The organism is Bacillus sp. AFS098217 (genome assembly GCF_002551815.1).
Classification (GTDB): Bacteria; Bacillota; Bacilli; order Bacillales; family Bacillaceae_G; genus Bacillus_A.
In genome coordinates this window covers 51,186-59,941 of record NZ_NVPR01000060.1, presented here as the reverse complement: position 1 = coordinate 59,941, position 8,756 = coordinate 51,186, and the positions used below count along the sequence as shown (strand labels likewise).

At 38.1% G+C, this 8,756-nt stretch carries 7 protein-coding genes; 5 read left to right on the top strand and 2 right to left on the bottom strand.

Going from position 1 to position 8,756, the window contains the following annotated elements:
* The first annotated feature begins 189 nt into the window (after positions 1 to 189).
* Positions 190 to 546 (top strand): YlbF/YmcA family competence regulator, encoded by a 357-nt coding sequence (locus COO03_RS16720; RefSeq protein ID WP_097898243.1) that lies wholly within the window; start codon positions 190 to 192, stop codon positions 544 to 546.
* 96 nt (positions 547 to 642) lie between these two features.
* Here COO03_RS16720 and COO03_RS16715 read toward each other — a convergent pair whose 3' ends face one another.
* On the bottom strand, positions 643 to 1,257 hold the full coding sequence (locus COO03_RS16715) for a DNA-3-methyladenine glycosylase (RefSeq protein ID WP_097898242.1): 615 nt from the start codon (positions 1,255 to 1,257) through the stop codon (positions 643 to 645).
* A gap of 132 nt (positions 1,258 to 1,389) precedes the next feature.
* Between COO03_RS16715 and COO03_RS16710 the strand changes: the two genes are divergently transcribed.
* From COO03_RS16710 to COO03_RS16700, 3 genes are all read left to right on the top strand, one after another.
* On the top strand, positions 1,390 to 2,262 hold the full coding sequence (locus COO03_RS16710; protein WP_097898241.1) for a Cof-type HAD-IIB family hydrolase: 873 nt from the start codon (positions 1,390 to 1,392) through the stop codon (positions 2,260 to 2,262).
* Positions 2,263 to 2,783: 521 nt separating this feature from the next.
* Positions 2,784 to 4,274 carry a coproporphyrinogen III oxidase gene (locus COO03_RS16705; RefSeq protein ID WP_097898240.1) on the top strand — a complete coding sequence of 497 codons (1,491 nt, stop codon included), beginning with the start codon at positions 2,784 to 2,786 and terminating at the stop codon, positions 4,272 to 4,274.
* Between the two features lie 222 nt (positions 4,275 to 4,496).
* Positions 4,497 to 6,053 (top strand): fatty acid--CoA ligase, encoded by a 1,557-nt coding sequence (locus COO03_RS16700; protein ID WP_097898239.1) that lies wholly within the window; start codon positions 4,497 to 4,499, stop codon positions 6,051 to 6,053.
* 33 nt (positions 6,054 to 6,086) lie between these two features.
* Here COO03_RS16700 and COO03_RS16695 read toward each other — a convergent pair whose 3' ends face one another.
* On the bottom strand, positions 6,087 to 6,557 hold the full coding sequence (locus COO03_RS16695; RefSeq protein WP_097898238.1) for a hypothetical protein: 471 nt from the start codon (positions 6,555 to 6,557) through the stop codon (positions 6,087 to 6,089).
* A 655-nt stretch (positions 6,558 to 7,212) separates the two neighbouring features.
* Between COO03_RS16695 and COO03_RS16690 the strand changes: the two genes are divergently transcribed.
* Entirely contained in the window at positions 7,213 to 8,691 is a 1,479-nt protein-coding gene (locus COO03_RS16690) for a SulP family inorganic anion transporter (RefSeq protein WP_097898237.1), read from the top strand.
* Positions 8,692 to 8,756: the final 65 nt, after the last annotated feature.

The window sequence follows — 8,756 nt, the reverse complement described above, 5'->3', positions numbered from 1 at the left end:
TAACCGCATCTATGCAAGGCTGGATGCTCTCATCCATCCAAAAAAGAGAGGTTTTCACTTTGATAAATAAAGTGAAATTCCTTCACATCTCTTGCATAGTTTGATATTGTAAGAATGTGCGTATCTAACAGGTACTGAAAAGGGTCAGTGTGAATAAAAACGCTAGCCTGCTAAAGGAGGAAAAATAAAATGACAAAAAACATTCATGATGTTGCATATGAACTACAAAAAGCAATTGCAGAACATACAGATTTCCAAGCGTTAAAAGCAAGCTATGCGGAAGTGCAAGCGGATGCGGCTTCAAAACAATTATTTGATCAATTCCGTACAATGCAACTTGGCTTACAACAAAAGATGATGCAAGGCCAAGAAATTACAGAAGAAGATAACAAAAAAGCACAAGAAGTAGTAATGCTTATTCAACAAAATCCAAAAATCACAAAGTTAATGGAAGCAGAACAACGCTTAAACGTTGTAATTGGCGATGTGAACAAAATTATTATGAAGCCACTTGAAGAATTATATAGTACATATACACAAGCTTAATGAGAAAGGCGTTTCCTGAATATGAGGGAAGCGTCTTTTTTTATCGAGAAATAATTTGAAGAATGATAGTGAAAAAGAAGCCAATTCGGCTTCTTTTTACTTAGAAACAAAGTGGTGTTTTTGAAAATAAAAACGCCAAGGATAATGAACAGCTTCTTCGGCATAATCGATATTGATGCGGGGCCCTTTTGCAATTTCATATTGTGAAGAGAGATGTTCTGCTTCTGGAACTAATTCGATATATAATTCGTTACTTTGTAATGATAATCCCCGTTCTTCTAAAGTGATGCCAAGGGCACGGCATAGTTTTCCTGGTCCATTGGTTAAATTTTTATATTGTGCTTTTGTAATGTCGACTTTATCATAACGTGCGATTTTCATTTCTTCGATCCCATCGGCGGGCTCTAATGCACGGATGAGAACTCCTTGGGGAATACCAATTGGAGCAGTAATGACATTAAAACAATGATACATGCCGTAAATGAGATAGACATAAGCATGCCCTGGTGCGCCAAACATAACTTCAGTCCGATCTGTGCGCCTTCCTCCATAACTATGTGCAGCTTTATCATCTGGTCCTTTATACGCTTCTACTTCTACAATGAACCCGCTGCGTTTTATCCCGTCGACTATATGTACAAGTTTATGACCAAGTAAATTTTTCGCAACTTCTAATGTATCGCCTTCATAAAAAGAAGGAGGTGCTTTCATATTGGTAGCTCCTTTACTGATGATATATATATATTAAACCAAATTTACAGCGGCGATTCGAACTCGTTCTATTTAACAAATGTATTTCATAAATTATGGATAGAGTAAAGCAGCTAAGAGGAGGAATGCGACATGATTTATCGCTTATTGGCTCTTAATATAGATGGAACGCTTTTGCAGAATAATGGGAGAATACCAAAAGGAACAAGAGAAGCTATTGATTTTGTAAAACGAAAAGATGTATATGTGACACTGTTTACGAATCGTAATTTTCAATCTGCTCATAAAATAGCAAAATCATTGAAACTAGATTCTCTATTAGTTACGCACAGCGGTGCCTTTATTTCAGCATCATTAGATAAACCGCTTGTCCAAAAGCGATTATCAGAAGAAAAAACATTTAATATTGTGCAAGTGCTAGAACATTTTGAATGTAATATTCGTATTTCCCACGAACGTTTCTCTATCGGCAACCGTGAACGAAATACACCAAACTTAATTGCGCGTACCGTATTAACAAGTACGGATCCACTATTTTATCCTGTTCAGTTTGTTGATTCATTAGGGGATATATTACGTGATCAACCTGTTGCAGCGCCAAAAATTGATATTGTCTTTCAGAGTAGAGGCGAAAAAGAACGTGCGCTTAAAACTTTGCAGAAAGCATTTACGGACATAGAATATATAGAATGTGATACGAGAAGAATAGAAATCCTTCCACTGCATGTATCCAAATTACGCGGGTTACAGTTGTTAGGAGAACACCTCGGAATACATTTGAATGAAATGGTAGCGATTGGAGATAGTTTAGATGATCTAGAGGTGATTGAAAATGTTGGATTAGGGGTGGCAATGGGAAATGCGCCGCTGCCATTAAAACAAGCAGCAGACTGGATTACACGCTCCAATAGTGAAAACGGAGTACAATATATGATTAAAGAACATTTTCGTAAACAATTTCCACTTCCATTTTTAAAAAATCATAAGCAGGCGCCTAAATGGTAACAAGACAAATACGAAATGTGGCTTAGTAGCTATGTTTCGTATTTTTTTATTTTTCAACATATAAGTTGCTGCTATGTAGAACAAAGCATGACCTGCACTCGCATTCTCCCTTTGTTTTAACCATGGCATGTGGCAGAAACAGGCCATGACCGCTTCTACGCAAGGCCAGATGCTCTCGCCCGCCTAAAAGAAAGTGTTTTTATGCCGGTTTTTCAAAATGCATTGATATATAAATCCATTTTCATTTTTCGCCATCTAACTCCCTGCGATGCAGAGTAAAAAGTAACCTAGACTCGTTTGCTCATTCTGTTTTAACCATGGCATGTGGCAGAAACAGGCCATGACCGCTTCTACGCAAGGCCAGATGCTCTCTCCCACCTAAAAGAAAGAGGTTTTTATATCCGTTTTTTACTTAGAAGCTTTATAATTTTTTTTCAGGAAAATGAGGTAAAACCTTCTGTATTGACCTGTAGTCACCCTTCAAGTAAACTAAAGAGAGTTTACAAATGAAAAGGTGATAATTGTTGTTAATTTCAATTAAAACATTACAAGATGATCGTTTTTTACGTCCGCTGCAAAATATTAGCGGCTTATTTTTTGAAGAAAGTACAATCGGATTTGAGAAAGAAGAAGCAAACCTTATTGTTGATATACAGATAGAAGGAAATGTGACAGCGTCAGCTCGTTTAACAGACGCCCAAACAGGAAATGTATATGAAGAAACGTTCTCGAAAGATTTATCTTCCTTTACAGAAGAAAAAGAACGTATGAAGCAAGTAAAGCATGTTGTTTCTTATGTGTATCTCTCTGTTCTTCAGCAGTTAACAGGAATTGAACAGAGCTGGGGCATTTTAACGGGGGTAAGACCAACAAAGCTTCTGCACAAAATGCTTCAAAATGGTATGTCAAAGGAAGAGGCGCATAAAGAACTTCGTGAAAGCTATTTAATTCATGAAGAAAAAATCGAACTTCTGCAGCGCATTGTTGACTGCCAATTAGCAGTTATTCCAGACTTATATCGTTTGAAAGAAGAAGTAAGTATTTATATCGGTATCCCGTTCTGTCCAACAAAATGTGCATATTGCACATTCCCAGCTTATGCAATCAATGGGCGTCAAGGTTCTGTAGATTCTTTCTTAGGCGGCTTACACTACGAAGTTCGTGAAATTGGTAAGTTCTTAAAAGAGAAAGGCGTTAAAGTTACAACGATTTATTACGGTGGTGGTACACCGACAAGTATTACAGCAGAAGAGATGGACATGTTGTATGAAGAGATGTATGAGTCGTTCCCGGATGTGAAAGAGGTACGTGAAGTAACTGTTGAGGCAGGTCGTCCGGATACGATTACACCGGAAAAACTAGAAGTGTTAAATAAATGGAATATTGACCGTATTAGTATTAACCCGCAGTCATACCATCAAGAAACGCTAAAGGCAATTGGACGCCATCATACGGTGGAAGAAACGATTGAGAAGTATCATTTAGCACGTGAAATGGGAATGAACAATATTAATATGGATTTAATTATTGGTCTTCCTGGTGAAGGATTAGAAATATTTAAGCATACGTTAGATGAAACAGAAAAGTTAATGCCGGAATCATTAACCGTTCATACATTATCATTTAAACGTGCTTCTGAAATGACGCAAAATAAGCGTAAATATAAAGTGGCAGGTCGCGAAGAGATTACGGCGATGATGCATGAAGCAGAAGAGTGGACGAAGAATCATAATTACGTACCATATTATTTATACCGTCAAAAGAATATTTTAGGTAACTTAGAAAATGTCGGTTATGCAATGCCATCTCAAGAGAGCATATATAATATTGTAATTATGGAAGAAGTACAATCTATTATCGGACTTGGTTGCGGTGCATCAAGTAAATTTGTTCATCCGCAAACAGGAGCTATTACGCACTTTGCCAATCCGAAAGATCCAAAGTCGTATAACGATGGTTATATTAAATATACAGAAGATAAGCTTAAAATTTTAGAAGAGTTATTCTCATAAGGTGAAACCTCCATCAGTGGAGGTGTTACTGTCCGCAAATAGCGGGGGGAAGAGGCTGGCTTAAAGGTCCACATATTGTGGGTCTTTATGTGTCAGTCTTTTTTTGTGTTTGTAAAATCGTGTCGAGAATGATCAGAAAAAGAAGGTAAAAATGTAGAGGGAAATGTCAACTTATGCACGAAATGATAGATTTATGAAAGTGAAAAGGGGGCAGATTTTGACATGTATATGACGATTGGGAGAATTTTTGAATTAGCAGTTGGCAAGTATCCGAATAAAGAAGCGTTAGTGGAACCAGAAAAGAATATTCGCTGGACATATAAAGAGTGGGATGAACAGGTGAATAAAACGGCACATGCCCTGTTAGCGGAAGGCGTGAAAAAAGGGGATTGTGTATCGGTTTATTTATACAATTGCCGTGAATTTGTGAACGTTTACCTAGCTTGTGCAAAGATTGGCGCAATATTCAATCCGATTAATTTCCGCCTAAAAGCAAAAGAAGTAGCTTACATCCTCCAAGACGCATCCTCAAAAGTCGTTGTCTTTGAAAAGGCTGTTGAACCGACAATTGCAGCTATTGAACGAGATTTCCCAAACAGTTCTTTTTGGTACATAGAAGATGATGCACCTTCCTACGCTGCTTCTTATCATGAAAAAGTAAATGGAGCTTCACCTGAGGCTGTGGATATTGTTGTTGAGGAAACAGATTATTGTTCGATGCTGTATACAAGCGGCACAACGGGTCAGCCAAAAGGGGTGATGCACCGTCATCGCGACATGGCTGAACATAGTATGATTTGTACGTATTTCTTGAAATATAACCGGGATAGTATTGGACTTGTTGTGGCACCGTTATATCATTGCGGGGAATTAAATGCTGGGATTATACCACGTATTCAAGTTGGCGGGAAAAACATTATTTTACATCAATTTGATACAAAGACGGTGTTACATACAATTCAAAAGGAAAAGGTTACAACATTCTTCGCTGCGCCGACGATGTGGAATATGCTGTTACAAGACGATTTATCACAATATGAATTACAGTCGATGAAAGTTGGCGTATATGGCGGAGCTCCGATGGCACCAGCACTTGTGAAAGAATGTAAAGAGCGCCTGCATATCGATCTTGTCCAAATTTATGGAATGACAGAAATGGGTCCAGTTATCGCATTCTTAGTAGAAGAAGATCAAATTACGAAAGCTGGTTCAGCAGGAACGCCTTGCTTTAGTCATGAAATTCGTATTGTAAAACCAAATGAAGAGGGACCGGCAGAACCAGATGATGTACTGCCGCCATATGAAGTAGGAGAAATTATTTCACGTGGACCAACTATGATGGCAGGATATCATAATCGTGAAGAAGCGACAGCAAAGTCTATGTATAAAGGGTGGTATCATTCGGGTGATTTAGGTTATTTCGATAAAGATGGCTATTTATTTGTAGCAGATCGCGTTGACGATATGGTTATAAGCGGCGGGGTAAATATTTATCCGCGTGAAATTGAAGATTTCTTGCATAGTCATCCCGGTATATTAGATGTTGCTGTACTTGGTGAACCAGATGAATTATGGGGAGAACGGGTTGTAGCGGTCGTTGTTAAAAAAGATGAAAGTATTACGGAAGCTGACTTAGAAACATATTGCAAAGAAAGTGATGAATTAGCTGACTATAAACGCCCGCGCCACTACGTATTTGCAGATGAGCTTCCGCGTAATGCAAGTGGAAAACTGCAAAAGTTTGTACTGAGAGAATCATTAAAAGGTGTTACAAAATAAAAAAATGCCTTTCCATATCGGAAAGGCATTTTTTTATTTGCGTGAGAAACCTTCTTCATCAAGGTATTCTGCAGCTTCTGGGTAAGAGTTAAATGTACCGTCTAAGTTTACTCCAGCATATACGTTCCACATATCATCTTCTTGGATAAGAGTGAGAATATGGCCGTCTTCATTATGCCATTCTTCTTCTTTAGCAGGTGCAATTTGTGCAACTACTTCTTCTTGTTCCTGAGATAGAAGTTCAATTGATTTTTGGATTAATGAACGTAGTTCGTCTGCTGAAAATTCACGGATGTTAACCATGCCTTTATCGTCTGTTTTATATCCGTTAATACCACTAGCATATACAAATCCGTTTCCATTTGGGTGTAAATGATACACCACATTCTTTTTGTCTAAGCGACTTTCTTCAAAGTGAAAGTTTACACGTTTTAAAGATACATTCTTTCTTTCTAATTGAGGGAAAGATTCAATAATCGATAATTTTTCTTCAAAAGTTAGCATAGTTCCTCCAAGTATATAGTAAAAGATTTAATCCGTTCATTATAGCACAGTCGCTTGTATTTCCAAAGATAGAAAGAGAGAGGTGTCATGTATCTTCTATATATATACATCAGTTAAAAAACGACATAAAACCCCGCTTTTTAGGTGGGAGAGAGCATCTGGCCATGCATAGAAGCGGTCAGTGCCTATTTCTGCCACATGCGAAGTAAAAACAGAAAGAGAAAACGGGTGTAGGTTACTGTTTATTCTGCATAGCAGGGATTTAGATGTCGAAAAATTTCCAAAGATAGAAAGAGAGAGGTGTCATGTATCTTCTATATATAGATCAATTAAAAAACGACATAAAACCCCTCTTTTTTAGGTGGGAGAGAGGATCTATTCATGCATAGAAGCGATCAGGGCCTGTTTCTGCTACATGCGAAGTGAAAACAGAAAGAGAAAACAGAAAGAGAAAACGAGTGTAGGTTACTTTTTGTTCCTCATAGCAGGGGGTTAGATGTCGGAAAATGAAAATGGATTTATGTAAAAGAGGAGGGAGTGAAAGATGAAGGCGGTTACTTCACGAGACTGTAAAGAATTTCTGATGAAAGTCCCTGACGAATGAATCTTTTACAAGGTACAATGGAGCGTGGACATTATACAGAGGTGATTTTTTATGATTCAAAAAATAGCAAAAGAATGTTTAGCGGGATTTACAGTTGCGATTGTTGCGCTGCCGCTCGCGATTGCATTTGGGATTGCAGCGACAGGAACGTCTGAAGGGGCGTTAGTCGGATTGTACGGCGCCATTTTTGCTGGATTATTTGCAGCACTATTTGGTGGTACAGCAGGACAAGTAACAGGTCCCACAGGCCCAATTACGGTTATTGCGACAGGGATTATTGCCACTCACGGATTGGAAGCGAGTTTTATCGCGTTCATGATGGCCGGGATATTTCAAATTTTATTTGGTGTATGTAAGCTCGGTTCGTATATTCGTTATATTCCATATTCTGTCGTTTCAGGATTTATGAATGGAATTGCGCTTTTGATTATTTTAGGTGAAATGAAGCATGTAAAGAATAGCTTTTTACTTGTTTTGTTAACGATCCTTGTGATGATCCTTGCAGGAAAGTGGATTAAAGCGATCCCAGCAAGCCTGATTGCATTAGTAGGCGTTACAGCAACATTGCCATTATTTGCACATGTATTAGAAGGGCTTACGGTGCAGTTACCTTTTGTAGGAACGATTCCTTTAAATAAAGTCATTGAAAAGATTGGAGCAATTCCAGAAGCAATGCCGTCACTTCATTTAACATCTTTTAGTGGCTCGGTCGTACTGGAAATGATTTTGCCGGCAATTAGTATTGCGTTATTAGGATCAATTGACTCATTATTAACATCCGTTGTGATGGATAATGTAACAGGTATGCGCCATAAAAGTAATAAAGAGTTGATTGGACAGGGAATTGGTAATATCGTGAGCGGGTTATTTGGAGGATTAGCAGGTGCGGGTGCAACGGTGAGATCGATTGTGAATATAAGAAGCGGCGGGAAAACAGCGTTATCTGCTTGCGTGCATAGCGTGATTTTATTTATTTTCATTATGGGACTCGGTGCAGTGGTACAATATATTCCCCTTGCAGTATTATCAGGTATTTTAATTTTAACAGGCATCGGAATGTTTGATTGGGATAGTATGAAGAAAATACATGTAGCACCAAAAGGTGATGCGATCGTGATGTTAGTAACAATGATTGTTACGGTGAAGTTTGATTTAATGATTGCTGTTGCATTTGGTATAATCCTTTCCTTCATTATATATATAGTGCAGTGTAAAGAGCGAAAAGCGTGTATTGTCAAAGAAGAAGGAGAAGAAGCGACATATAGGATTCGAGGACCGCTTTCTTTCTTATCGGCGGATCATATTTTTTCTTCTTTACAAGAGGTGAAGGCTCATATGACGTTACGTCTAAAGGATGTGCACTATATAGATGCATCTGGAGCGATGGCACTATTAAACTTTGTTGATCAGACAGAGAAAGCAGGAGCGAGTATAACACTTGAGCATATACAGCCCCGCATTGAAAAGACGCTGCTCACGATGGCAAGTGATGAGCAAAGGAAAAAATTACACATGGTGCAAGCACAGTAGAATATAGTATAATAGTATTATATAAATGGGAAAAATAAACAAATTTACAAGGGTGAAGATAGTTA

What these genes read in the sequence shown, in the direction of transcription:
- COO03_RS16720 (WP_097898243.1), top strand. Translation starts at nt 190, where the DNA reads ATGACAAAAAACATTCATGATGTTGCATATGAACTACAAAAAGCAATT.
- COO03_RS16715 (WP_097898242.1), bottom strand. Translation starts at nt 1,257, where the DNA reads ATGAAAGCACCTCCTTCTTTTTATGAAGGCGATACATTAGAAGTTGCG.
- COO03_RS16710 (WP_097898241.1), top strand. Translation starts at nt 1,390, where the DNA reads ATGATTTATCGCTTATTGGCTCTTAATATAGATGGAACGCTTTTGCAG.
- COO03_RS16700 (WP_097898239.1), top strand. Translation starts at nt 4,497, where the DNA reads ATGTATATGACGATTGGGAGAATTTTTGAATTAGCAGTTGGCAAGTAT.
- COO03_RS16695 (WP_097898238.1), bottom strand. Translation starts at nt 6,557, where the DNA reads ATGCTAACTTTTGAAGAAAAATTATCGATTATTGAATCTTTCCCTCAA.
- COO03_RS16690 (WP_097898237.1), top strand. Translation starts at nt 7,213, where the DNA reads ATGATTCAAAAAATAGCAAAAGAATGTTTAGCGGGATTTACAGTTGCG.